The 24,722-nt window shown below is 70.8% G+C and carries 19 protein-coding genes and 1 pseudogene; 11 read left to right on the top strand and 9 right to left on the bottom strand.

Annotated features, from left to right (window positions below; genetic code table 11):
- Window positions 1-24: 24 nt before the first annotated feature.
- Window positions 25-993 carry a uroporphyrinogen decarboxylase gene (gene hemE, locus AC0VYD_RS10715; RefSeq protein ID WP_475480240.1) on the bottom strand — a complete coding sequence of 323 codons (969 nt, stop codon included), beginning with the start codon at window positions 991-993 and terminating at the stop codon, window positions 25-27.
- A 337-nt stretch (window positions 994-1,330) separates the two neighbouring features.
- Between hemE and AC0VYD_RS10710 the strand changes: the two genes are divergently transcribed.
- The 7 genes and pseudogenes from AC0VYD_RS10710 to AC0VYD_RS10680 form a co-directional block, all read left to right on the top strand.
- Complete coding sequence (locus AC0VYD_RS10710) at window positions 1,331-1,906, top strand: DUF3000 domain-containing protein (RefSeq protein WP_475479721.1); 576 nt, start codon at window positions 1,331-1,333, stop codon at window positions 1,904-1,906.
- Window positions 1,907-2,033: 127 nt separating this feature from the next.
- A complete protein-coding gene (locus AC0VYD_RS10705) occupies window positions 2,034-3,284 on the top strand; it encodes an HRDC domain-containing protein (protein WP_475479720.1) in 1,251 nt (416 codons plus the stop codon).
- A gap of 213 nt (window positions 3,285-3,497) precedes the next feature.
- Complete coding sequence (locus AC0VYD_RS10700; RefSeq protein WP_475479719.1) at window positions 3,498-4,481, top strand: tetratricopeptide repeat protein; 984 nt, start codon at window positions 3,498-3,500, stop codon at window positions 4,479-4,481.
- A gap of 168 nt (window positions 4,482-4,649) precedes the next feature.
- On the top strand, window positions 4,650-5,156 hold the full coding sequence (locus tag AC0VYD_RS10695; protein WP_475479718.1) for an FBP domain-containing protein: 507 nt from the start codon (window positions 4,650-4,652) through the stop codon (window positions 5,154-5,156).
- A gap of 490 nt (window positions 5,157-5,646) precedes the next feature.
- Window positions 5,647-6,822, top strand: a complete 1,176-nt coding sequence (locus AC0VYD_RS10690) for a thiolase family protein (RefSeq protein WP_475480239.1) — start codon at window positions 5,647-5,649, stop codon at window positions 6,820-6,822.
- Window positions 6,819-8,912: a 3-hydroxyacyl-CoA dehydrogenase NAD-binding domain-containing protein gene (locus AC0VYD_RS10685; protein ID WP_475479717.1), complete on the top strand. Its 2,094-nt coding sequence runs from the start codon at window positions 6,819-6,821 to the stop codon at window positions 8,910-8,912. Before AC0VYD_RS10690 ends, AC0VYD_RS10685 begins: the two co-directional genes overlap by 4 nt.
- A 137-nt stretch (window positions 8,913-9,049) precedes the next feature.
- Window positions 9,050-9,322, top strand: a pseudogene (locus AC0VYD_RS10680) (hypothetical protein); the annotation flags it as partial.
- A gap of 83 nt (window positions 9,323-9,405) precedes the next feature.
- Here the strand turns inward: AC0VYD_RS10680 and AC0VYD_RS10675 are convergent.
- The gene (locus AC0VYD_RS10675; protein ID WP_473039760.1) at window positions 9,406-9,564 is read right to left on the bottom strand and encodes an Arc family DNA-binding protein; all 159 of its coding nucleotides are present in this window, start codon (window positions 9,562-9,564) and stop codon (window positions 9,406-9,408) included.
- Window positions 9,565-9,614: 50 nt separating this feature from the next.
- On the opposite strand from AC0VYD_RS10675, the gene AC0VYD_RS10670 reads away from it, so the two are divergent.
- Together AC0VYD_RS10670 and AC0VYD_RS10665 are read left to right on the top strand one after the other, a co-directional pair.
- A complete protein-coding gene (locus AC0VYD_RS10670; RefSeq protein WP_475479716.1) occupies window positions 9,615-10,862 on the top strand; it encodes an RNA-guided endonuclease InsQ/TnpB family protein in 1,248 nt (415 codons plus the stop codon).
- 16 nt (window positions 10,863-10,878) lie between these two features.
- Entirely contained in the window at window positions 10,879-11,463 is a 585-nt protein-coding gene (locus AC0VYD_RS10665; RefSeq protein WP_475479715.1) for a hypothetical protein, read from the top strand.
- A gap of 114 nt (window positions 11,464-11,577) precedes the next feature.
- On the opposite strand, the gene AC0VYD_RS10660 is transcribed toward AC0VYD_RS10665, so the two are convergent.
- Window positions 11,578-13,803, bottom strand: a complete 2,226-nt coding sequence (locus tag AC0VYD_RS10660; RefSeq protein WP_475479714.1) for an MMPL family transporter — start codon at window positions 13,801-13,803, stop codon at window positions 11,578-11,580.
- Window positions 13,804-13,953: 150 nt separating this feature from the next.
- On the opposite strand from AC0VYD_RS10660, the gene AC0VYD_RS10655 reads away from it, so the two are divergent.
- Both AC0VYD_RS10655 and AC0VYD_RS10650 read left to right on the top strand, forming a co-directional pair.
- Window positions 13,954-14,739, top strand: coding sequence for a TetR/AcrR family transcriptional regulator (locus AC0VYD_RS10655; RefSeq protein ID WP_475479713.1), 786 nt, complete (start codon window positions 13,954-13,956; stop codon window positions 14,737-14,739).
- 709 nt (window positions 14,740-15,448) lie between these two features.
- Window positions 15,449-16,297 (top strand): neutral zinc metallopeptidase, encoded by an 849-nt coding sequence (locus AC0VYD_RS10650; protein ID WP_475480238.1) that lies wholly within the window; start codon window positions 15,449-15,451, stop codon window positions 16,295-16,297.
- 42 nt (window positions 16,298-16,339) lie between these two features.
- Here the strand turns inward: AC0VYD_RS10650 and AC0VYD_RS10645 are convergent, their stop codons facing one another.
- From AC0VYD_RS10645 to AC0VYD_RS10620, 6 genes are all read right to left on the bottom strand, one after another.
- Window positions 16,340-17,758, bottom strand: a complete 1,419-nt coding sequence (locus AC0VYD_RS10645; RefSeq protein WP_475479712.1) for an FAD-dependent oxidoreductase — start codon at window positions 17,756-17,758, stop codon at window positions 16,340-16,342.
- 64 nt (window positions 17,759-17,822) lie between these two features.
- Window positions 17,823-19,751, bottom strand: coding sequence for a 1-deoxy-D-xylulose-5-phosphate synthase (dxs, locus tag AC0VYD_RS10640; protein WP_475479711.1), 1,929 nt, complete (start codon window positions 19,749-19,751; stop codon window positions 17,823-17,825).
- Between the two features lie 284 nt (window positions 19,752-20,035).
- Window positions 20,036-20,806: a sulfite exporter TauE/SafE family protein gene (locus tag AC0VYD_RS10635; protein ID WP_475479710.1), complete on the bottom strand. Its 771-nt coding sequence runs from the start codon at window positions 20,804-20,806 to the stop codon at window positions 20,036-20,038.
- 39 nt (window positions 20,807-20,845) lie between these two features.
- Entirely contained in the window at window positions 20,846-22,108 is a 1,263-nt protein-coding gene (locus AC0VYD_RS10630) for a styrene monooxygenase/indole monooxygenase family protein (protein WP_475479709.1), read from the bottom strand.
- A 525-nt stretch (window positions 22,109-22,633) separates the two neighbouring features.
- The gene (locus tag AC0VYD_RS10625) at window positions 22,634-23,911 is read right to left on the bottom strand and encodes a sugar ABC transporter permease (RefSeq protein WP_475479708.1); all 1,278 of its coding nucleotides are present in this window, start codon (window positions 23,909-23,911) and stop codon (window positions 22,634-22,636) included.
- Window positions 23,908-24,708 (bottom strand): ATP-binding cassette domain-containing protein, encoded by an 801-nt coding sequence (locus AC0VYD_RS10620; RefSeq protein WP_191271141.1) that lies wholly within the window; start codon window positions 24,706-24,708, stop codon window positions 23,908-23,910. Before AC0VYD_RS10620 ends, AC0VYD_RS10625 begins: the two co-directional genes overlap by 4 nt.
- Window positions 24,709-24,722: the final 14 nt, after the last annotated feature.

Here is a 24,722-nt window from a genome sequence, read left to right as displayed (position 1 = left end):
CCGACGGGCGTCCGCGGGACCGCCCTAGCCTGCGGTCTCCTCGTGGACGAAGGCGGTGAGCCGTTCGAGCATGCCCGGGTCGGTGCTGGGCAGCACGCCGTGGCCGAGGTTGAAGATGTGGCCGTCGGCGGCACGTCCCCGCGCGAGGATGTCGCGCGTGCGGTCGGCGACGACCTCCCAGGGGGCGAACAGGGTCGCGGGGTCCAGGTTGCCCTGGAGCGCCGTGCCCGGCTGGACCCGCTGCACGGCCTTGTCCAGGGGGACCCGCCAGTCCACGCCCACCACGTCGGCCCCGGCCTCGCTGAGCAGGCTCAGGAGCTCACCGGTGCCCACACCGAAGTGGATACGGGGCACCTCGTAGTCGGCCAGCTGACCGAAGATCCACGAGGTGTAGGGCAGCACCGAGGCGCGGTAGTCCTCGGCACTCAGCGCGCCGACCCAGGAGTCGAAGAGCTGGACCGCGCTGGCCCCGGCCTCGATCTGGGTGCGCAGGAAGCCCAGCGTGATGTTGGCCAGGCGGCGCATGAGCTCGTCCCACAGCTCGGGCTCGCCGTACATCAGGGCCTTGGTGTGCTCGTGGTTCTTCGACGGCCCGCCCTCGATGAGGTACGAGGCCAACGTGAACGGAGCGCCCGCGAAACCGATGAGCGGCTTGTCGCCGAGCTCTCCCACGAGCTGGCCGACCGCCTCGGTGACATAGGGGACGTCGCCGGGTTCGAGGTCGCGCAGGCGTTTGATCCCGCCGGCGTCCCGGATCGGCTCGTCGACCACGGGGCCCACACCCGGCTTGATGTCCAGGTCGATCCCGATGGCCTTGAGCGGCACGACGATGTCGCTGAAGAAGATCGCGGCGTCGGTGTCGTACCGGCGGACCGGCTGCATCGTGATCTCGGCGATCATGTCGGGTCGCGCACACGCCTCAAGCATCGGCACGTCGGCGCGAACCCTTCGGTACTCGGGCAGTGAGCGCCCGGCCTGGCGCATGAACCACACCGGGGTGTGGGACACCGGAAGGCGCCGGCAGGCGCGGAGGAATGGAGATTCTTGAAGCGTCACCCTTGAATCGTGCCATGCCCTCTCCGGTGGTCCCACTCGGATCACCCGAGAGGCTTTCCCTCCAGCGGGCGCGGACGGGGCCGAACCACGGCCGCCACAGGCCGTGCGGTCCCAAGATCATCACAAAACACCGACACGCCGGAGGAACTGCGGCCGCCCGCCGGTGACTCGTGCCACGGTCGAATCCGTGCCCACCATCACACCATCGGCGGGACCGTCCCGGCGACCCCCGCCAGGACGTGATCACCACAAAACGAAGGCTGACGTTTCCACCATGCCCGATGTCGGTAGCGCCGAGAACGCACAAGAGACGTTCCGGCGGGCGGTCGAGGCCCTGCACTCTCCCCTCATCCGGCCCGAGATCACCGTCCGGGAGATCCCCTCACCCCAACGGCTGGCTCCCCACTCCGCCGCCGTGTCCGCCGAAGTGTCGGTCCAGGGCGAGGAGATCGCCTGGGGCCGGCTGATCGTCCTGTACGACCCCGAGGGCACCCGCGACTGGCCCGGCCCCTTCCGGGTGGTCTGCCAGGCCAACTCCGAACTGGAATCGGAGATCGCGACCGACCCCCTGCTCGGCCCGGTCGCGTGGAGCTGGCTCACCGACGCCCTGGAGGCCCAAGGCGCCGCCCACCACGCGCTGAGCGGAACGGTCACCCGGGCCACCACCGAGGGGTTCGGTACCAAGGCCCACGAGGGCGCCACCACCGAACTCGAGATGCGCGCCTCGTGGACGCCCGAGTCGGAGGACCTGTCCGGACACATGGGTGCCTGGCTGGCGCTGCTGGCCTCGGCGTCGGGGCTCCCGCCCCTGGACGTCACCGACATCGCACGCCAGCGGTCGCGCCCCTGAGGCGTCCGGGGCACCGGCTCACGGGCCGTTCCGGAACCTCGCCGGGCAGCGCCGGCGGGCGGTCCCGGAACGGCCCGTATCTGCGTCCGGTGGCGACAGCGCATACCGTAGTGGTGTGGCGAACGCGTTGAACTCCAAGACAGAACCCCGCGAACCAGACAACGAAGACGCGGAGAGGGCGCCCCTACTTCGGGAACCACGCGAGGGCCTGCCTGCGGTCACCGCCGACGCCGACGCCCTGTCCGGCGTCATCGCGGCCCTCGGCGCCGGATCCGGCCCCGTGGCCGTGGACGCGGAGCGCGCCTCGGGTTACCGGTACGGGCAGCGCGCGTACCTGGTGCAGGTGCGCCGGGAGGGTTCCGGTTCGGCCCTGATCGATCCGATCGCCTGCCCCGACCTGAGCGGGCTGAACGCGGCGATCGGGGACGCCGAGGTGGTACTGCACGCCGCGCATCAGGACCTTCCGTGCCTGTCGGAGATCCATCTCCGGCCGACCCTGCTGTTCGACACCGAACTGGCCGGACGGCTGCTGGGTTACCAGCGGGTCGGGCTCGGCTTCATGGTGGAGCGGCTGCTGGACGTGCGCCTGGCCAAGGAGCACTCGGCGGTGGACTGGTCACAGCGCCCCCTGCCCGAGGACTGGCTGAGGTACGCGGCGCTGGACGTGGAGATCCTCATCGAGCTCCGCAACGCCCTGGAGGCGGAACTGGCCGAGACCGGGAAGCTGGAGTGGGCGCGGGAGGAGTTCGCGTCCGTACTGGCCGCCCCGCCCAAGGAACCGCGCCCCGACCCCTGGCGGCGCACCTCAGGCATCCACAAGGTCCGCAACCAGCGCGCCCTGGCCGCCGTGAGGGAACTCTGGTACGAGCGCGACCGCATCGCCCAGGAGCGGGACACCTCCCCCGGCCGGGTGCTGCCGGACGCGGCGATCGTGGAGGCGGCCACGGCGATGCCGCGCACCACGGCCGACCTCACCAGGATCCGGCAGTTCGGGATCAAGCTGGCCCGCCGCTACGTGCACACGTGGATCAAGGCGGTCGACCGCGCCCGTGAGATGGGCCAGGCCGAACTGCCCCGGCCCAACGCGCCCGGCGACGGCCCGCCCCCGGTGAACCGCTGGGCCGACCGGGCTCCCGAGGCGGCGCGCCGCCTGGAGGCCGCGCGGGCGACCGTGACGGGGATCGCCGAGGACGTCGTGATGCCGACCGAGAACCTGCTGCTGCCGGACACCGTCAGGAGGTTGGCGTGGGCGCCCCCGGAGACCGTGGACCCGGGCTCCGTGGGTGAGTTCCTGCGCACGCGCGGCGCCCGGAACTGGCAGATCGGACTGACCGCGGAACCGCTGGCGACAGCCCTTCGGGAGGCGGCAAAAACGTGATCGTTACCCCCTTCCGCCACTTTGAACCAAAACGTGATTGAAGTCACCACCCCTCAAGGGCGGTTCACGCCTGTTCCGTAGCCCGTTGTCCGATTAAGTTATAGAAACGTGCCCTGGGACCTCAGGGGCGTTCAGCTTCTTGCACGGGTGTGTACCGGACCGTGGGCCCACAAGGCCCCGGTCCGTGTGATCAGGGAAATGTGGTGAGTCTGCTTGTCGTTCTGGCGTGCGCTTCTGCGCGAGACGGGGTTGACGCGTTCTGCCAAGGTCGAGTCGGCTGCGGCCGCCGCACCCACTACCGAGGAGCACCTCGAGGAACGCACCGCGCCCGTGCCCGAGCGGGTGCCGGAGCCCGCTGTCCGGGTGTCCACGGGGGCGTCCCAGCGGTCCCTGCCCCAGCGGCCCGCCGCCGCGCCCCCGACCCCCGGGATGCGGGCGGCCTCGCTGGAGCAGAGCCTGCGGTCACTGGTGGAGCGGTTGGGAACCGAGCACCCGGACACCATCACCGCCCGCAACAACCTGGCGACCAAGTACGCGCAGATGGGGCGGCGCCAGGCGGCCGTGCAGCAGTTCGAGCTGGCACTGGGCGAAGCCGTGGCGGTCTACGGGGACGACCACCCCCGCACCGAGATCATCCGGGAGAACCTGGCCTGGGCCCTGGAGGACGCGGGCCGTCCGGCCGACGCCGCCGGGCAGTGGGAGACCCTGCTCAGCCAGCGGGAGAACCAGTTCGGTCCGGCCGACGAGGACACCGTGGAGGCGCGCATGCGCCTGGCCGTGTGCTACCGGCGCAGCGGCCGGGTGGACGCCGCGGTGGCCCACTACGCGCGGGCGATCGAGGACGTCACCTCGACCGAGCGCCGTGAGGAGCTGCGTCTGGGCATGAGCGCCGCGCAGAGCATGGCCGGACGGTACGAGGAGGCCGTCTCCCAGCTGCGCATGGTGCTGGCCGGGCGCCGACGCCGGCTGGGCAAGGGCCACCTGGACACCCTCACGGTGCACCACCGGCTGGGCCGCTCCTACACCCAGGCCGGTCGCGCTGACGAGGCCGTGGAGGTGCTGCGCGAGGCCTACCGGGTGGCGCTGAACTCCTCCGGAGACCCGGAGGTCCGCCGACTCACCATGCGGCTGCGCAGGGACCTGGCGGGCGCCTACAACGCGGCGGGCCGCCACCGCGAGGCCGACGCACTGCTCTGACACACCCGGGGCACGCACGGGGCCGGGGACTCCATGAGGGGTCCCCGGCCTCCGTGTGTGCGGGACGCTCGGAGGGAAGATGCCCTCCACGTGCGAAAACCATTCGCGCGAGCCGCCGGGGGTTGGCAGGATCCGTCCGGTGACAACGTCGACCTACCGGAAGAGACCATGCGCGAACTGAGCACCGAGGAGATCCGCTCCTCGTTCGTCAACTGCCCCAAGGGCGAGGCCAAGCGGATGCACTTCCCACCGACCATGCCGCTCCTTGACTGGGAGGACATGGACTTCATCGGTTGGATCGACCCCAAGGCGCCCGGCCGCGCCTACATGGTGGTCGACGCCGGGGACCATCCGGTGGGGATCGCCCTGCGACTGCCGACCGTGAACCGCAGGACCGACTTCTTCAAGACGATGGCGTGCTCGTTCTGCGTGACCGCGCACCCCGCCGGGGGCGTGCGCCTGTTCAGCGCCCCCAAACCCGGCAAGGCCGGCAAGCGGGGCGACACGGTGGGCCTGTACGTGTGCGCCGACCTCGCCTGCCCGCTCTACACGCGTGGCAAGCGGGAGTCCCCGCTGATCCAGCCCTCGGAGGCGCTCACCCGGGAGGAACGCGTCCAACGCCTGCGCCTCAACGTCGACCGCTTCGTGGGCTCCCTGCTCAGGCACGGGGACTGACGCCGGGGCCCTCCCGCCTCAGGTCGGCCCGGAGACCGCCGCCCGTCCGGTCTCCTCCGGCGTGACCAGCGCCCGGCGGCCAGGCCGCGGTACGGCTCCTCCCGCTCGACCAGCTCGGCTTGGGTGGTGCCCGCCGCCCCGGCCGTCCCGGCCTCCATGACCACGACGCGGTCGGCGCCGGTGGCCGTGGACAGGCGGTAGGCCACCACGATCACGCTGGTGGTGCGGGCGGCCTCCGGCACCACCGCCCTGAGCGCGCCCTCGCCCCGTATGGAACGCCCCCGTGTGGCCGTTCGTCCGGAATCTCCCTACAGGCGACCGCGTTGGTCCCGGTGGCCGCAAGCGCCGAAGGTAGGGGCTGTCCCCTTCTTCGGAAGTGGTCGGCCCCGCCGCTCGCACTATTTGTTACTGGCGAGTAGCATGGGCCCATACAGTCCACCCACCGCTTGGAGAAGGAGGGGCCATCGTGTCGCGAACTGCCCGCGATGTCGTGTTTGTCGATGGGGTCCGCACCCCGTTCGGCAAGTCAGGCAAGGGCCTCTACGCCGAGACGCGCGCCGACGACCTGATCGTCCGCGTCATCCGCGAACTGATGCGCCGTAACCCGGGCCTGCCCCCGGAGCGCGTCGACGAGGTCGCCATCGCCGCCACCACCCAGATCGGCGACCAGGGCCTGACCCTCGGGCGCACCGCCGCGATCCTCGCCGGGCTGCCCAAGAGCGTCCCCGGCTACTCCATCGACCGCATGTGCGCCGGCGCGCTCACCGCGGCGACCACCGCGGGCGCGGGCATCTCCTTCGGTGCCTACGACGTCGTGATCGCCGGCGGCGTCGAGCACATGGGCCGCCACCCCATGGGCGAGGGCGTCGACCCCAACCCCCGGATCATGTCCGAGAAGCTGGTCGACCCGTCCGCCCTGGTCATGGGCAACACCGCCGAGAACCTGCACGACCGGTTCCCGACCATCACCAAGGAGCGCGCCGACGCCTACTCGGTGCGCAGCCAGGAGAAGGTCGCCAAGGCCTACGCCGACGGCAAGATCCAGCCCGACCTGGTCGAGACCCTGGTCCGCTCGGCGGAGAAGGGCTTCGGTCTGGCCACCCAGGACGAGCCGCCGCGCCCCGGCACCACCATGGAGTCGCTCGCCGGTCTGAAGACCCCGTTCCGCGCGCACGGCAACGTGACGCCCGGCAACGCCGCCGGTCTCAACGACGGCGCCACCGGCACCCTGCTGATGGCCGAGGAGGTCGCCGAGGAGCTGGGCCTGGACGCCAGGATGCGCCTGGTCGACTTCTCCTTCACCGGCGTCGAGCCCGAGGTCATGGGTGTGGGACCGGTCCCGGCCACCGAGAAGCTCTTCGCCCGCCAGGGCATCACGATCGACGACGTCGGCCTGATCGAGATCAACGAGGCCTTCGCCGTCCAGGTGCTCGCCTTCCTGGAGCACTTCGGCATCGCCGACGACGACGCCCGGGTCAACCCGTGGGGCGGCGCGATCGCCGTCGGCCACCCGCTGGCCTCCTCCGGCGGTCGCCTGATGATGCAGCTCGCACGCCAGTTCGCCGAGCGCCCCGACGTCCGCTACGGCATCACCACCATGTGCGTGGGCCTGGGCATGGGCGGAACCATCCTGTGGGAGAACACCAACTACGAGGGGGGCAAGTGAGCACCGCCATCGAAGAAGCCCGCGAGCTTTTCAAGGACGAGGTCGTCACCAAGGCGATCTCCCGCGATGTCGAGCTCCCCTACGGCGCGGGCACCGCTGTCCTGATCACCCTGGACAACGGGCACGACCACACCAAGCCGAACACCTTCGGCCCCGGCGGCCTCCTCAGCCTGGACGCCGAGATCGAGGCCGCCAGGGCGCGCACCGACATCGTGGCCGTGGCCGTCACCGGCAAGCCGTTCATCTTCGCGGTCGGCGCGGACCTGACCGGCGTCCCGGCGCTCCAGAACCGCGAGCAGGCCGAGGCCATCGGCAAGCTGGGCCACGACGTGTTCCGCAAGCTCGGCGAGCTGGACGTACCGACCTTCGCGCTGATCAACGGCGCGGCCATGGGCGGCGGTGTCGAGGTGGCGCTGCACTGCGCCTACCGCACCGTCTCCTCCGGCGTCCCGGCCTTCGCGCTCCCCGAGGCCTTCCTGGGCCTCGTCCCCGGTTGGGGCGGCACCTACCTGCTGCCGAACCTGATCGGCGCCGAGAAGGCCCTCAAGCTCATCGTCGACAACCCGCTCGCCCAGAACAAGATGATCAAGGGCAAGCAGGTCTTCGAGATGGGGATCGCCGACGCGATCTTCGAGCCCGCCGACTTCGTCGAGGAGTCCCTGCGCTGGGCCGCCAAGGTCGTCAAGGGCGACATCGAGGTCGAGCGCCCCGAGGTCGACAAGGGCGAGGCCTGGGACAACGCGGTCAACATGGCCCGTTTCACCGTCGAGGGCAAGCTGCACGGCGCCGCCCCGGCCCCGGCCCGCGCCGTCGAACTGGTGGCCGCGGCCAAGACCGCGACCCGTGACGAGGGCTTCGACGCCGAGGACCAGGCGCTGGCCGACCTGATCATGAGCGACGAGCTCAAGGCCGGCCTGTACGCCTTCGACCTGGTGCAGAAGCGCGCCAAGCGTCCCGCCGGCGCCCCGGACAAGTCGCTGGCCCGCAAGGTCACCAAGGTCGGCGTCGTCGGCGCCGGTCTGATGGCCGGCCAGCTGGCCCTGCTGTTCGCGCGCCGCCTGGACGTGCCGGTCGTGATGACCGACCTCGACCAGGGCCGCCTGGACAAGGGTGTGGACTACGTCCACGGCGAGGTCGACAAGCTCCTGAAGAAGGGGCGCGTCAACCAGGACAAGGCCAACCACCTCAAGGCCCTGGTCACCGGTTCGCTGAGCAAGGACGCCTTCTCCGACGCCGACTTCGTCATCGAGGCCGTCTTCGAGAAGATGGAGGTCAAGCAGCAGGTGTTCGCCGAGGTGGAGGCCGTGGTCTCCCCCGAGGCGATCCTCGCCACCAACACCTCCTCGCTGTCCATCACCGAGATGGCGTCGAAGCTGGAGCACCCCGAGCGGGTCGTGGGCTTCCACTTCTTCAACCCGGTCGCCGTCCTGCCGCTGCTGGAGATCGTCCGCGGCGACAGGACCGACGACGCCTCGCTGGCCACGGCCTTCGCCACGGCCAAGAAGCTGAAGAAGACGTCGGTGCTGTGCAAGGACGCCCCGGCGTTCGTCGTCAACCGCCTGCTCACCCTGTTCATGGGCGAGGTCCTGGCCGCCGTGGGCGAGGGCACCGAGCCCGAGGTCGCCGACCGCGCGGTCGCGCCCCTGGGTCTGCCGATGTCGCCGCTCATGCTGCTGCAGCTGGTCGGCCCGGCCGTCGGTCTGCACGTGGCCGAGACCCTGCACGAGGCGTTCCCCCAGCGCTTCGCGGTCTCGCCGCAACTGGAGGCCGTGGTCAAGGCGGGCAAGACGGAGATCTTCGCCCCGGACCTGACCATCGACCCCGAGGTGAAGGAGCTCCTCAAGGGCGGGGACAACCCGTCCGAGGAGAGCGCGATCCTGGACCGCGCCCTGCGTGCCCTGGCCAAGGAGGTCCAGCTGATGCTGGACGAGGGTGTCGTGGCCGAGGCCGCCGACATCGACCTGTGCCTGATCACCGGCGCGGGCTGGCCCTTCCACACCGGTGGCATCACTCCGTACCTGGACAAGGTCGGCGTGTCCACCGCGGTGAACGGCAAGCCGTTCCACGAGGGCGACCCGAAGGCCTTCTAGGTCTGGGTGACCCCTGAGGGCCCGGTCTCCCCACGAGGGAGGCCGGGCCCTTTTCGCTTTTTCCCAGTAAAACGACTTATGACCGCATTTCGACTACTCGAACATACCCACCAGTATCCCTGTGTAATGTGCTGGTCGTGGCGATCTCCCCTGAACACCAGATATACGCGGAGTTGTTCTCCGACACCCCCGACATGGCGGCGGCGTTCCTGCGGGACCTCGGAGTTGAGGTACCGGAGTACGAACGGAGCGAGCTGACCTCCTGCGATCTCGGCCACGTCGACCCGGTCGAACGCCGCTCCGACGTGGCGGTCCTGCTGCGCGGCAAGGTCGGCAGGGACCCCTTAGGCAAGCTGATGGGCATCGTCGTGGAGGTCCAGAGAGACGAAAAGCAGCGTAAGCGCTTCACCGGATGTCTCCGAGGATGCCCCGGCCTTCAGGCCGGGGAGGAATCGGACCCCTGCAGAGCAGGGCAGAAAAAGCCGAATCGCCGTCAGGGCGATTCGGCGTCTGCCACGGCGGCGTCGCGCTCCACCTCCAGGCGGTAGACGATCTCGGAGTTGAGGGACCTGCGGGCGGACTTGGCCTGTGCGGTGAGCCACTCATGGAGGTCGGCGGGCAGGCGGAGGGTGATGCGCTTCTCTTCATCCATGACCCCATTTTAGTGGGTTTCGAGTGTCTGTTCAGCAGTAGAATGACACCATGACGACACGAAAAAAAGACTCGGGGGATGCCGGGCACGCCCGGTACACCTACCGCCTCCGCGTGTCGTCGACCGCCCGCACCGCCCTCGAAGCGGAGTGGGGCCGGTGCCGGTGGATCTGGAACGAATGCGTGGCCAAGTCCCGGCAGATACACACGCACACCAAGGCACATCCCCAGGACAAGCTGACGTGCGGCCCGGCCCAGCTCGACAAGATGCTGACCGAAGCCCGCGCCGCCATGGGTTGGCTGCGCGAAGGTGCTTCGGTGCCGCAGCAGCAGATCATCCGGGACTTCGCCAAGTCCCGCTCCAAGGCGCTGAAGGACATCGAGAAGCGCCTGCCTGTGCGGCAGCGCGCCGGGATGCCGCGCCATAAGAAGAAGCGCGAGGCGGATCCGAGCCTGAACTACACCACCCGGGGCTTCCGCCTCAAGGGCAGGCGCTTGTACCTGGCGGGCGGGATCAGCCTGACGGTGGTGTGGTCGCGTGACCTTCTGGCCGCGCCGTCCTCGGTGCGGGTCTACCGGGACGCCGTGGGCCACTGGTACGCCTCCTTCGTCGTCGCCACCGAGACACAGCCGCTCCCCGCCAAGGGCCGTGTACTCGGCGTCGACTGGGGCGTCAAGGAGACCGCCACCACCACGAGCGACGCTCATGACCTGCCGCACGCCCAGCACGGGAAGACCGCCGCGCAGCGGCTGGCGAAGTACCAGCGGATGATGGCCCGGCGTAAGCCGAAGAAGGGGCAGGCCGCTTCGAAGGGCTACCGCGAGGCGAAGCGGCAGACCGCGAAGGTGCATAAGAAGGTGGCCCGGCAGCGCCAGGACACCGCCCGCAAGTGGGCCAAGCGTGTCGTGACCGACCACGACGCGATCGCTGTCGAGGACTTCCGACCGAAGTTCCTCGCCAAGTCGACCATGGCCCGTAAAGCCGCTGACGCGGCGATCGGCGCCACCAAGACGGCCCTGATCGAGATGGGCCGCAAGCACGGGCGGGACATCCGTCTGGTGCATCCCGCGCACACCACCATGGACTGCGCGTGGTGCGGAGCGAGAACCAAGCACGCACTACCTCTCTCAGAACGTACCTACACCTGCACCGCGTGCGGAGTTATATCCCCCAGGGACAAGAACTCCGCTCGCGTGATGCTGGTCCGGGCTGGTCTCAACCCGGCTGGTGCTGATCGTGTAAGAGCTGGCGGACCGCTGGCCCCCAGCCAACGTGAGCCAGGAATCCCCGTCCTTTAGGGCGGGGAGGATGTCAATGCTGGTCATCTGCCCCCGGCAGCACGTGGCCGACTGGTACAGCAAACCCATCCCCCTGGGGCACCCCGGTTTCGTTCTCGACCCCGTCGTCCTGGGGCCGGAGAGCATCCCGGTGATCACCGACCCGGAGGAGGTCGGCCGCTGTCCGACCCTGGGCGTACTGTCCGCGGCCGCCCACGGGCCGGCCGACCCGGACGTGCTCAAGGCCCTGCACAGCGGTCTGGACTCCATCGACCAGGAAACAGCGACGAAGTATATTGGCTACGCGCTGCACCTGCTCACCGACAGCAACGGCCAGCGGGCCTTGGAGGAACTCATGATGACGGACACCTACGAGTACACCAGTGCCTGGACCGAGAGCCTCAGGGCCGAGGGAAAAGCTGAGGGGAAGGCCGAGGGGAAGGCCGAGGGGAAGGCCGAGGGGAAGGCCGAGGCCATCCTGCGCATATTGGACGCACGAGGCAAAACCCCCACTGGTGAGGCACGGGAGCGCATCGAGGAGTGCCGCGATCTCGACCAGCTCGACGTCTGGTTCGACAGGGCCCTGAGCATCAATCACGCGGACGAACTCTTCGAGGACTGAAGCCCCCGACCGTCCCCTGGGAGCGACCGTCGACGACGGCGCCGACGCGTGGCCCACAGCACCGTGCCCGGCCCCTCCACGGGACCAGGCACGGGACCCGGCGGTCGGCGGCTCTCAGACGCCCGCGGTGACCCGCTCGCGCTCCTTCTCCCGCCCGGCGGCGGGAGGGGACTCCTCCTCGTCGCCGCCCTCGGAGATGCCGATCCTCTCGTGCAGCCAGCGCAGCGGGCGCGGCAGCCACCAGTTGAGGTCGCCGAGCAGGCGCATGGTCGCGGGCACCATGATCGCCCGGACCAGGGTGGCGTCCACCAGCACGGCGAGGGCGAGCCCGATCCCGATGATCTTCAAAAAGAGCAGGCCCGAGGTACCCATCGCCAGCAGGACCACGCCCAGCAGCAGGGCCGCGCTCGTGATGATCTGCCCGGTGCGCTGCAGCCCCAAGGCCACGGAACGGGTGTTGTCCCCGCTGCGCAGGTACTCCTCCCGCACCCGGCTGAGGAGGAACAGCTCGTAGTCCATCGCCAGGCCGAAGGAGACGATCATGATGAGCACCAGGTACGTGGGGTCGATCGTCCCGACCGGGTCGAACCCGAGCAGCCCGGCGAAGTGCCCCTCCTGGAAACCCCAGATCACCACGCCCAGCGAGGCGCCCAGGGACAGCGCGCCCATCAGGACCGCCTTGACCGGCAGCACCACGGAGCCGAACGCGAGGAAGAGCAGGAGCAGGGTGGAGCCGATGATGAAGCCGACCGTCCTGGGCGCCTCGTCGAGGATGGCGTCCAGATTGTCCAGCTGCATGGCGGCCACACCGCCCACGAGGGCCTCACGCGCGCCCTCCGGGGCGGGCTCGCCGCGCACGTCACGGACCAGTTCCTGCACCTCGGGGTCGTCGGTGGCCCCCTGGTAGGCCACCTCCACGTGGGCGATGCCCTCTCCGGTGCGCAGCAGTCGGGTCCGCACCGAGCCGGGCAGGGCGTCGAGGCGTCCGACGTACTCGTCGAGCGCCTCCTCGCTGCTCTGGCCCAGTACCGCCACGTGCAGCCGCCCGACCTGTCCGGCGGGGAAGTCCTCCCCCATGGCCTCGGTGCCGATCCGGCTGGAGGCGTCGGCGGGCAGGTAGCGCTGGTCGGTGGAGCCGAACTGGGTCGAGGCCAGACCCGAGCTGAAGACGGTCAGGACACACACCACCGCGACCAGTGACACGGCGGGACCGCGCATCACGGTGCGGGCCAGTCTGGCCCAGGCACCCGCGTTCTCGTCGAAGGCCCCGGTCACGGTCCGGCGCGGCAGGGGGAGCCTGAGCCGGTCGATGCGGCGGCCGACCACCGACATCAGGGCGGGCAGGAAGACCAGTGCCGCGATGAGGTCGAAGGTGACCACGGCGATACCGCCGAAGCCGATGGACTTCAGGATGGGCTGGGGGAAGAACAGCAGGCCGGCGAAGGCGATGCCGACGGTGATACCGGAGAAGGCGACGGTGCGCCCGGCGGTGTCGACCGTGCGGCGGACGGCGTCGGGGACCGGGCGGCCCTTGTTCAGTTCCTCGCGGAAGCGGCTGACCATGAACAGGCCGTAGTCGATCGCCAGCCCCAGGCCCAGGAGGGTGGCCACGTTGATGGCGAACACCGACACCTCGGTGAAGTGGGTGAGTGCGCGCAGGACGGTGAGGGAGCCGAGGATGGCCAGGCCGCCGACGGCGAGGGGGACCAGGCCGGCGACCAGGCCGCCGAAGATCAGGACCAGGAGGAGGAGCAGGACCGGCAGGGTGATGATCTCGGCGAGGATGATGTCGCTCTCCGCGGTCTCGGAGAGTTCGTGCTCGACCGCGATCGAACCGCCCAGGTGCGTCTCCAGGGGGCCGGACTCCAGGACCCGTGCGGCTTCCTCGAACTGGTGCAGGCGCTCCTCGTGCGTCTGCCCGGCGAGGGTGATCGGCATGTAGGTGGCGTGCCTGTCCTCGGAGACGAGCATTCCGCGCTCGATGTCGTCGAGTTCCTCGTCGAGGTAGAGGTCGTAGTCCGCGATGACGTCCTCGGGCAGGTCGTCGGCGATCCGCTGCATCGCCTTGGCGAAGGTCGGGTTGTCCACCCGCATCTCGTCGCTGCGGTAGACGGCGATGATGTCGATGTCGTCGTGGCCGAGCTCCTCCTGCAGGACGTCCATCGCCCGGGAGGACTCCGAGCCCGGGTCCTCGAACCCGCTCTCGCTGACGTCCGAGAAGACCCCGAGCCCCCACACGACGGACAAGGCGGTGAAGAGTCCGGTGAGGGCCAGGACCCACCATCTCCCCCGGTGGGCGCCGAGCCCCAGTCGGCCGAAGAACCCCGTGTGTGTCGGCATGGGCCGCCCTTTCAAGCGAACAGTCGTCATATTCGTGAACAGCGTTTGCTAACGGTGTTCACTTAAGCGTGCGGGCGTTACGATGTCAATATCGCCAATGGACACAGAGCGCCACGACCCTGGCGCGTGAGACGGGGTGTACCGCAACAGATGACGAAACCGCCGGTCACAAGTGACCACCGGACCGGGGGCACCCTGAGCCGCCGCGAACGTGTGCGCGAAGCCACACTCGCCGAGATCAAGGAGACGGCCCGCAGGCACCTCGTGGAGTTCGGGGTCGCCGGGGTCTCGCTCCGCGCCATCGCACGGGAGATGGGGATGACCGCCCCGGGCCTGTACCGCTACGTACCGGGCATCGACGCCCTGCTCGTGTCGATCACCGCGGACATGTACGAGGAACTGGCCGACGTGGTCGCCGAGGCCGACGCCAGCATGCCCGAGGAGGACACCGACGGTCGCATCCTCACCTCACTGCGCGCCTTCCGGAACTGGGCGATCAGCCACCAGCCCGAGTTCTCGGTGATGTTCGGGCCGCGCACCCGCCTGGATCCCGAAGCCGACATCACCTCCGCCCTGGAGGCGGGGCGCCGGTTCGGGTCCACCTTCTTCACCCTCTTCGACCGTCTGGTGGCGGAGGAGCGCTTCGCACTCCCGGCCGACGACGACCTGCCGGTCGCGCTGCGCAGGGAGCTGCGCTCCTTCGCCGACACGGTCGGCTTCTCCTCGCCCAACGTCCCCGAAGGCGCCGTGATGGTGCTCACCACCTGCTGGGTGCGGCTGTACGGGGTGGTGTGCATGGAGGTGTTCCAACACCTGAACTTCGTGGTGGGGGACATGGAACCGCTCTTCGAGTCCGAGCTTCGGAACATGGCGGCGGATCTGGGTGTCCGGTACTCCCCGTTGGAGGGAGCAGGGGGACAGGCAGCCAAAGCCTGACCGTTTAAGCCCCATACTGGAGGTCTGCGGCAGTTGCCGGTTTCGTGGGTACGAACCCGGCATGCCCTACCCGTGTTGGCGCGACGACGAGGACGACCCCGTGGAGAACCGAACCGGTGCTGAGCGGCCCGGGGAGAACGCTCCCCTTCAGGACGGGACCGGCACCCGGCCGCGGCCGGACGAGCACACGGGCGCGTTCGGGCCCGGGGGCCCGACCCCGTCTCCCGGGGACCGGAGCACCCAGGCACCGCAGGCCCACCAGGTTCCGCTTCCCCCCTCCCCGCCGGGGCCTCCCGGCCGGGGAGGGGGACCCGCGCCGACCCGCGCCGGGGGCAGCGCTCCGGCGTACCCCGCGCCCCCCGCGGGGCCGCGGTGGGACCCCCGGCAGGCACCGGCGGGCCCGGGAACAGCCCAGCACGGGGCGTACCCGCAGGGGCCCCGTCCGCAGACCGCCGCCCCGCAGGGCCAGCCCGGGCACGGCCACCCAGTGCCGAACCCTCCCGGGCACGGCCATCCCGGACAGAGCCACCCCGAGCAGGTCCACCCCGTGCCGCACCCTCCCGTGCAGGGGCCGCCACCGCCGGGGGCTCCCCCGTACTGGAACCACCAGCGGTTCCAGCAGTGGCCGCCGCCCCAGCAGTGGGGGCCGCAGCCCTGGGGGCAGCCCCACCCCTGGCCCCGGCCGCCCGGCCGCGATCGCGGCCGGGCCGTGCTGGCCGGGGCGTTCGCCGCCGCCTCCGTGGCCCTGGTGGCTCTGGTGGCCAGTGTGGTCGTCGTGGCGAACACCCCGAGAGAGGACCCCGCCGCCGGCGGCACGGACGTGTCCACCCTCTACGACAACGGCCTGTACGCCCGGCCCAACCCGGCGGAGGTGGACATCGTCGAGCACCCGCTCTACGGCGTCGCCATGCCCGAGGCCGTCGACTGCGACCTGCCCGGCCTGGAGTCGGGTTCCGACGACTCCTGGGAGGCGTTCGCCAACGGGGCCGGGGACTGCCTGACCGAGCTCTGGACACCGGTCATGGACGAACTCGGGCTGGTCCCCGAACCGCCCCGGATGACCGTCACCACCGACTCCCTGGAGACCGACTCCGAGGACTCCTTCACCCTCGCCTACTACGAGAGTGACCGGGGTCTGATCACCGTGGTCCTGCCCAACGTGCGCGAGGTCGACGCCCAGCTCCCGGACACCCACCGGGAGGACGTGTGGCTCGCGCTGATGGGCCACGAGTACGCCCACCACGTCCAGGACGCCACCGGCATCCTGAACGTCGCCCACGACCTGCGCCGCACGGCTGGCAGCGAGGCCGCGGAGCTGGACACCCTGCGCCGGACCGAACTCCAGGCCGAGTGCATGGCGGGGGTGGCCCTGCGCGGTCTGACCGACCCCGCAGGGGACTCCCTGGACGTGGTCAACCTGCACTTCAACAGCGGCAGCGGCGACCTGGAGACGCACGGCAGCGCCGCCAACCGGTCCCAGTGGCTGGAGTCGGGCTGGTCCGAGGAGACCCTGGACGGGTGCAACACCTACGGCGCCGACGAGGGCGAGGTGGCCTGACCCGCGCCGGGCGCGCTCCGCGACGGCCGCGCCCGGCCGGACTCACCCCTCGTCGACGACCTTCCGGTAGGCGTCCCAGCCGCGGAGTTTGACCCGTTCGCCCCGGTCCAGTTCGGCGGCGTGGCCCGCCTCGGCGGCGTCGATGCGCAGCCAGTCGCCGTAGTCGCTGTGCGCCACCCCCCGCTCGGCCAGGACCTCCGCCAGGTCGACCGGTTCCGGTACCGCCGCACGCAGCTCCGCGGTGTCCTCCAGCAGGGACCGCACGGTCCCGGCGGCGTCGGACTTGTTGGTGCCGATCACCCCGGTGGCGCCCCGTTTGATCCACCCGGCCACGTAGTCGCCGGGCACGGCCCGGCCCCCGGCGTCCAGGACCCGTCCCTCGCGCTGCGGCACCGTGCGCTCCGCCGGGTCGAAGGGGACACCCTCCAGGGGCACCCCCGCGTATCCGACCGACCGCAGCACCATCCCGACGTCCAGCACACCGTGCTCCCCGGTCCCCGCCAGGCGGCCGTCGGCGTCCAGGCGGGTGTGCTCGACGCGCAGACCGCTCACCCGGTCCGTACCGAGGATCTCCTCCGGCCTGGTCCAGAAGTGGAGTTCGATCCGGCGGGGGCGGCCCTCGGGGCGGCGCTCGGCCTGTTCGCGCAGCAGCCTGAGGTTGATGCGGGCGGCACGGGAGATCTCGCGCAGTTCGGGGCCGCCAGTTCCCACCGCGGTCGGGTCGATGTCCACCTGGTCCGGGTCCACGACCACGTCCGCCCCGGGCAGGGCCAGCAGGTCTCGTAGTTCCGGTGCGGTGAACCTGGCCTGGAGCGGACCGCGTCGGGCCAGGACGTGGACGGTGCGCACCCGGCTGGCGGCGAGCACCTCCAGGGCCGCCTGCGGGATGTCGGTGTGCCGGAGCTCGTCGGCGGTCTTGGCCAGGATCCGGGCGACGTCGAGGGCGACGTTGCCCGCCCCGACCACCGCGACCTCCTCGGAGTCCAGCACGAACCGCGCCAGGGCGCTGTCGGGGTGGCCGCAGTACCAGTTCACGAAGTCGGTCGCGGCGACGCTGCCCGGCAGCTCCTCCCCGGGCACACCCATGCGCCGGTCGTCGCCGGCACCGGTCGCGTAGACGACGGCGTGGTGGGAACGGGCCAGGTCCGCGCGAGTCAGGTCGGTACCGAACTCGACCCCGCCGACGAACCTCACGTCGGGGTGCTCCAGGACCCTGCGCAGGGCCCGCGCCACGCCCTTGATCCTGGTGTGGTCGGGGGCGACCCCGTAACGGACCAGTCCGTAGGGGGTGGGCAGCCGGTCCAGGACGTCGACTCGGACGGGCACACGGCTCTGCCGGGTGAGGGCGTCAGCGGTGTAGACCCCGGCTGGGCCGGAGCCGATCACGGCCACCCGGAGCGGGGGCAGCGGCTCCGGACCGCTCTGCTCGGGGCTCTGGTGCTCGGGTTCGGAAGAGGTCATGAACCCATTCTGGCAGCACCGGAGGTCGTTCCGGCGCTGCCAGGGGGATCGGGCGAGGGGCTGGTCAGGCCGTTTCGTCGGCCAGCTCCTGTGCGGCCCCGGCCCCCTCACCGCGGCGGGAGACCGTCTCGGTGAGTTTGCGGGACAGCTCCTGCGGGGTCAGGCCCTGCTGCTGGAGGATCCGGTCGCGCTTGGCGTGGTCCAGGAACTCCTGCTGGATGCCGAAGGTGCGCACGGGCACGTCCACCTCGTGGTCGCGCAGCAGGCGGGCCACGGCGTCGCCGACGGCGCCGGTGCGGCCGTTGTCCTCGACGACCGCGACCACGGAGTGCTCGGCGGCCTCGGCGACCAGCGCCTCGTCCAGCGGCTTGACCCAGCGCGGGTCGACGACCGTGACGCCGATGCCCTGGTCGGCCATCCGGTCGGCCACCTCGCAGGCGACCTGGGCCATGGAGCCCACGCCCACGATGAGCAGGTCCTTGGCGTGTCCGCCCCCGGTGGCGTCGCGCAGCAGGTCCATGGAGCCGACCTTGCCGATCTCGGTCAGCTCCTCGGCGACGGCGCCCTTGGGGTAGCGGACCACGGTCGGGGCGTCCTCGACGGCCACGGCCTCGCGCAGCAGGGTGCGCAGGCGCTCGGCGTCACGCGGGGCGGCCAGGCGCAGGCCGGGTACCACCTGGAGGATGGACATGTCCCACATGCCGTTGTGGCTGGCGCCGTCGTTGCCGGTGACCCCCGCCCGGTCCAGGCAGAACGTGACGCCCTGGCGGTGCAGGGCGGCGTCCATGAGCACCTGGTCGAAACAGCGGTTGAGGAAGGTCGCGTAGACGGCGACCACCGGGTGCAGGCCGCTCATCGCCATGCCGGTGGCGGAGGTGGCGGCGTGCTGCTCCGCGATGCCGACGTCGAAGGTCCGCTCCGGGTAGGCGTCGGCGAACCTGTTCAGACCGGTGGGGTGCAGCATCGCGGCGGTGATGGCGACGATGTCCTCGCGCTCGGCTCCCAGCTCCACCATGGTCTCGGCGAAGACCGAGGTCCACTTCTCCACCTTGGGGCCGGGCTTGGCCTTGCCGGTGTCGATGTCGAAGGGGCCGGGTGCGTGGAACTGGTCCTCGTCGTGGTTCTCGGCCGGGGCGTAGCCCTTGCCCTTCTGGGTGAGGACGTGGACGATCGCGGGGCCGCCGAAGTCGCGGGCGCGCCGCAGCGCCTTCTCCACGGCGCCTTCGTCGTGCCCGTCGATGGGGCCGAGGTACTTGAGTCCCAGGTCCTCGAACATGATCTGCGGCTGGATGGCGTCCTTGACGCCCTTCTTGAGGCCGTGCAGGGCCTCGTAGAGGGGCTGGCCGACCACGGGGGTGCGGTTGAGGGTGCTCTTTGCCAGGTCCAGGGCCTGCTCGTAGCCCGGGGTCATGCGCAGCGAGGCCAGGTGGTCGGCCAGTCCGCCCATGGTGGGCGAGTAGGAGCGGCCGTTGTCGTTGACGACGACCACCAGGCGCCGGTTCTTCTTCTCCGCGATGTTGTTCAGGGCCTCCCAGGCCATGCCGCCGGTGAGTGCGCCGTCGCCGATGACGGCGACGACGGTCCGGTCGGTGTGGCCCCGCACCTCGTTGGCCTTGGCCATGCCGTCGGCGTAGGACAGGGAGGTGGAGGCGTGGGAGTTCTCGATGAAGTCGTGCTCGGACTCGGCCCTGGACGGGTAGCCGGACAGGCCGCCCTCGGACTTGAGGTTGGTGAAGTCGTGGCGGCCGGTGAGGACCTTGTGCGCGTAGGCCTGGTGGCCGGTGTCGAAGAGGATGGGGTCCCTGGGTGAGTCGAAGACCCGGTGCAGCGCGATGCTCAGCTCGACGACGCCGAGGCTGGGGCCGAGGTGTCCTCCGGTCTGGGAGCAGGAGTCGACCAGGAAGTCCCTGATCTCCTGGGCCAGCGCAGGGAGCTGGTCGGCCGGGAGCTTCTTGAGCGCTTCCGGATTGTGTATCGACTCGAACAGTGCCACTGTCTCGTCAGTCCCCTCGTCCAGCGTGTCCGCTTACGTTTGCCGTGCCCGACCCCTGACGTGGGACGGTCCTGGCTACCGGCAGGTATACATACCGAGTTTATGGGCGTTCGTCCACGGGACCTACTCGGAACCCCGCGAAGGCCGCGGATCGACGCGCCCCGGCGGAAGGAGTCCGCCCCCTTTCCTAGGGCGGCGCGGTGGGCGTCCTCCACCACCGGGGTTTCGGCGTAGGTTACTCGCTTTTGGGAGCGCGGTTACCGCTGGCCACCCGGCTGCCGAGGTTATCCGAGCACCGCCTGTGTGAGAAGGCCGATCGCGGAGGCGGTCACCACGCACAGCAGCCCGACCCGCAGCCTGACCGGATCGACCCAGCGGCGTGCCCGGCTGCCGAGGAGGAAGCCGAGGCCGACGAAGGGGATCAGGACGATCCCGGTGGCGGCCGTACGGCCGTCGAGCTGGCCGCCGACCGTGAGGGCGAGCAGGGAGAACGCCCCGCCGAAGAGGAAGAAGGCGGCCAGGGTGGCACGCACCCGCTCGGGGGGCTCGTGCTGGTAGAGCAGGGCCATGGGCGGGCCGCCCACCGAGGTGGAGGTGCCCGCGAAGCCGGAGAGGGCGCCCGCCGCGACCAGGGAGGCCGGGGTGATCCGTACCCGGAAGGCCCACACGGACAGGACGACGGCCACGAGCACCATCGCTCCGACGACCGCGGCCAGCGCGCGCGGCTCCAGGACGGCCACGACCCACACGCCCAGCACGGTCCCGGGGATCCGGGCCGGCAGCCCCCAGGCCATGCTGCGCCAGTCGACGTGCCGCCACTCCTGGAGGAGGGTGAGCACCGGGAGGATGATCACGGTGACCAGGAGCGCCCCGGGCATGAGCGTGGGGTCGAGGAAGGAGATGACCGGGGCGGAAACGAGGCCGAGGCCGAGGCCGACCATGCTCTGGACGGCGGCCCCGGCGAGGACCGCGGCCGCCGCGACGAGGAGGAGGACCCACGCGTCGATCTGGCCGAACAGGGCGTGGGGCGTGGGTGTGAGGAGATCAGCGAACATGAGGGGAACGACGCTATATCTCCCCGTCTCCGGTAGGGATTAGGAGATGGGGACACGGGATGATTCGGCGGCGGAGCCGCGCACCGCGTCCGCGTACTCCATCGCCCGTTCGGGGTGCAGGAACCAGTCGATGAGCCCGCCGGGATCGCCGAAGGAGTTGGCGAACCGGTCCGCGGTGGGCTGGTGCCGGTCGGCCAACCGGTACAGCTCCCACACGTGGCCGGGTCCGGACAGCATGACCCTGCTCCACGCGGTGACCTGGCGGGCGTGACGCCAGTAGGCGGCGAAGGCCGAACGCATGAAGTTCTCGTCGAAGGGGCGCGCGCCGTGGTCGACGATGGCGCGGCGGTACACGTCGGCGCAGAGCGAGGCCATGTTGGCTCCCTGGGCGGTGATGGGGTCGTTGCTGACCACGGAGTCGGCCATGCCCAGGACCGGGGTGCCGTCGGCCAGCCGCGCGACGGGCCCGCGCACCGTGGGCGTGTAGCCGCCGCGCAGGGCCGCCATGGGGTCGGCCGGCCGTGCGCGGGCGAAACGCTCGTGGTCCCAGGGGGCGTGGGCGCGCAGGACGTCGAGCAGCCCCGCCAGGACGTCCTCGGTGCTCGCCTCGCGCCCCAGGGGCCGGTTGAGGGGACCTCCCGGCACCGCCTCGACCATCACGGCCTGGCAGGCACCGGCGATGGAGAGGGTGGGCAGGGTGATCAGCTCCCCCGCCCCGGGGATCGCGGTACGCCCCAGGACACCGCCCGCGGGGTGCGGTTCGGCGCCGGTGACGTAGGCCAGCGACAGAACGCGCTGAGGCTCCGTGAAGGGGGATCTGCGCTCGTCCCGGGGAAAGAGTTCGGCCAGTTCCCCGCGCCCCGCCGCGACGATGGTCAGGTCGTGCTCCGCGCCCAGGTCCTCCAGGTCCGGTGCGCCCGCCCGGCGCCGGACGAGACGGCCGCCTCTCCGGGCGAACAGCTCCATCCAGGCGGCCAGCTTCAGGCGCTGGTCCACCGACTGGGCTGGCTCGTCCAGGTGTCCGACCCAGTCCGCCTCCGGGTCCGCTCCCCCGTACCGTCCTGCCACGCGGACCCCCACCCCGGTGATCTCCGGGGCCCGCCCGTCCCAGAGGGCCAGACCGTGGCGGCGTTCCCGGCGCAGGGCCGGGCCGAACAGGCACTGGGTGGACATCACACGTCCGGCACGGATCTCCTCCGGGCCCCGGGGTGCGATCAGGGTGACGTCGTAGTCCTCCGCAAGCAGACCGAGGGCGAGCTGGAGGCCGGACTGTCCGGCACCGACGACGAGGATCTTGCGCATGGTTCTCCTGGCGGCGCACCCGGGCACGGCGGGCCGCGGGCGCTGGGCGTGGCTTGACCCGGTGAAGCTAACAGGGCTCCGAAGGACACGGATTCCGCCCCTGACCTTGGGACCTTCGCCCCTGACGGGGCGGGACCAACGGATCTGCCGCCCGGCGGTGAGCCAGCTCACGGCGAGCGCCCGGCCCCTAGCTCGCGGTACCGCGCTCCCGGAACCCTCCGCGCAGCTCAGCACGGGGCCCCGGCCCGGGGCGGCCCGACGGGGACGGTCGCGGCCGGGTGCGGCACGGAATCGGACCGCCCGGCGGCTCCCCCGGTGAACGGCGGCCCCGGACGCGGCCGCGAGAGCGACACAACTCACAGTCCCCTCCCGGAGGACCCCGGCCCCTGGCCCCGGGCGCCGCCGACCCGTGCCGGAACCGCGCGCACGAGGGCCCGGGCCGGTGGGAGTGGAACCGGCCCGGGCCCTACGGCGGTCCGGGGTCGACCGCCGTGTTCCTCCGGGAGGGGAACGGGGAGGCGGCGGCTACGCGCCGCCCCTAGCGTGGGTCTTGCGGCCTCGGCGGGAGATCGCGTCGAGGATGACCGCGATCAGCAGGACCGCCGCCGTGATCATGAAGCGCACGGAGGTGTCCATCTGCAGCAGCAGCAGACCCGAGGTGATGGCGCCCAGCACCAGGCCGCCCAGCAGGGCGGAGTAGGCGTTGCCGCGTCCGCCGAACAGGCTGGTGCCACCGATGACCGCGGCCGCGATGGCCATCATCAGCTCGGCGCCGCCACCGGTGGAGACGCTCGCCGCGAAGTTGCGGGACACGAGCATGACGCCGCCGAGCGCCGCGAGGGTGGAGGCGATACCGAAGACGGAGATCCGGATCAGGTCCACGTTGATACCGGCCCGGCGGGCGGCCTCGGAGCTGCCGCCCACGGCGTAGACCATGCGGCCGTAACGGGTCTTGCGCAGCACCAGGTCCAGCACGACCACGAAGCCCACGAAGATCAGGAAGGCGAGCGGCACGCCCTTGTACTGGTTGAGGATCCACACACCGCCGACCAGCGGCAGGGCCAGCAGGCCGGCCCGGAAGAGGACCTCGACCAGCGACTTGTGCGGCAGGCCCGCGCCGCTCCTCCTGCGCTCGACCGTCAGCACCGACACCAGGTAGAGGGCCAGGGTCAGCAGTACCAGGGCCCAGCCCACCACCGGGACGAAGTAGGTCTGGGTGAGCATCGCGATCGGCCCGGTGGAGCTGGTGTTGATGCTCCCGTCGCTGCCCATCAGGTTCAGGTGTACGCCCTGCCAGCCGAGCAGGCCGGCGAGGGTGACCACGAAGGCCGGTACGCCCATCTTGGCGAAGATGAACCCGTGGATCAGGCCCACCAGAAGGCCGACGCCCACCGCGGCGGCGATGGCGACCCACTCGGAGGTCCCGTACCGGACCGCGAGTACCGCCACGACCCCGGCCGCCAGACCGGACACCGATCCGACGGACAGGTCGATCTCACCGAGCAGCAGGACCATGATCACGCCGGTGGTCATGAGGCCGACGGCGGCGATCTGGACGGTCAGGTTCGACAGGTTCTGCGGTGACAGGAACCGGTCGTTCATGGACTGGAAGACGAGGCCGATCAGCAGGAGGCCGACGATCACCGGCAACGGGCCCAGTTCGCCGCCCCTGATGTTGCGGCGCAGCGCCTGAAGCCATCCGCTGGGCGAGGCGACGGTGGTCAAAAGGCGCGGGTCGCGTCGGTTACCGTCCTGCGGCTGGGCCCCGTCGACGCTGTTGGGGGCGTGTGTCTGCTGGCTCATTCCTTGTCCTTCGTGGCCGTGGCCGATGAGCCGGTACGGGTGGAACGGCGGGTCACCGGGTTGTCCGCGGCACCGGTGATGGCGGCCACGATCTCCTCGTAACTGGTCTCCGCGATGGGGAAGTCCCCGGCGGTGCGGCCCAGGCGGAGCACGACCGCCCGGTCGGCGACCGCACGCACGTCGGCCATGTTGTGGCTGATCAGGACGACGCCCAGTCCCTGGTCGCGCAGCCGTTCGATGAGGTCCAGGACCTGGGCGGTCTGTGCCACGCCCAGCGCGGCGGTCGGCTCGTCGAGCATGACCACCCGGGGCTGGCCCAGCAGGGAGCGGGCGATCGCGATGATCTGGCGCTGGCCGCCGGACAGGGAGGCGACGGGGACCCGCAGGCTGGGGATGCTCACCGACAGCGAGTCGAGGAGCTCCACGGCCCGGCGCTCCATCTCGACCTCGTCGAGGGTGCCGGGGAAGTGGAGGCGCTCGTTGCCCAGGAAGAGGTTGCCGACGATGTCCAGGTTGTCGCACAGGGCGAGGTCCTGGTAGATGGTGGCGATGCCCAGGCGCTGGGCGTCGGACGGCGCTCCGATGGTGACCGGGTCACCGTCCCAGGAGATGACGCCGCCGCTGTCCGCGGGGTGGGCGCCGGCGATGACCTTGACGAGGGTCGACTTGCCCGCGCCGTTGTCACCGAGCAGGGCGACGACCTCGCCGGGGTCGACGTGGAAGTCGACCTCGCTGAGGGCCTTCACGGCCCCGAAGGTCTTGGAGATCCCGGAGAGTTCCAGGACGGGTGTGCTCATGTGCTTGTTTCTCT

This window comes from Nocardiopsis sp. iso_40 (assembly GCF_056173285.1).
The sequence above is the reverse complement of the archived record's forward strand: the minus strand, read 5'-3'. Positions and strand labels throughout refer to the sequence as shown.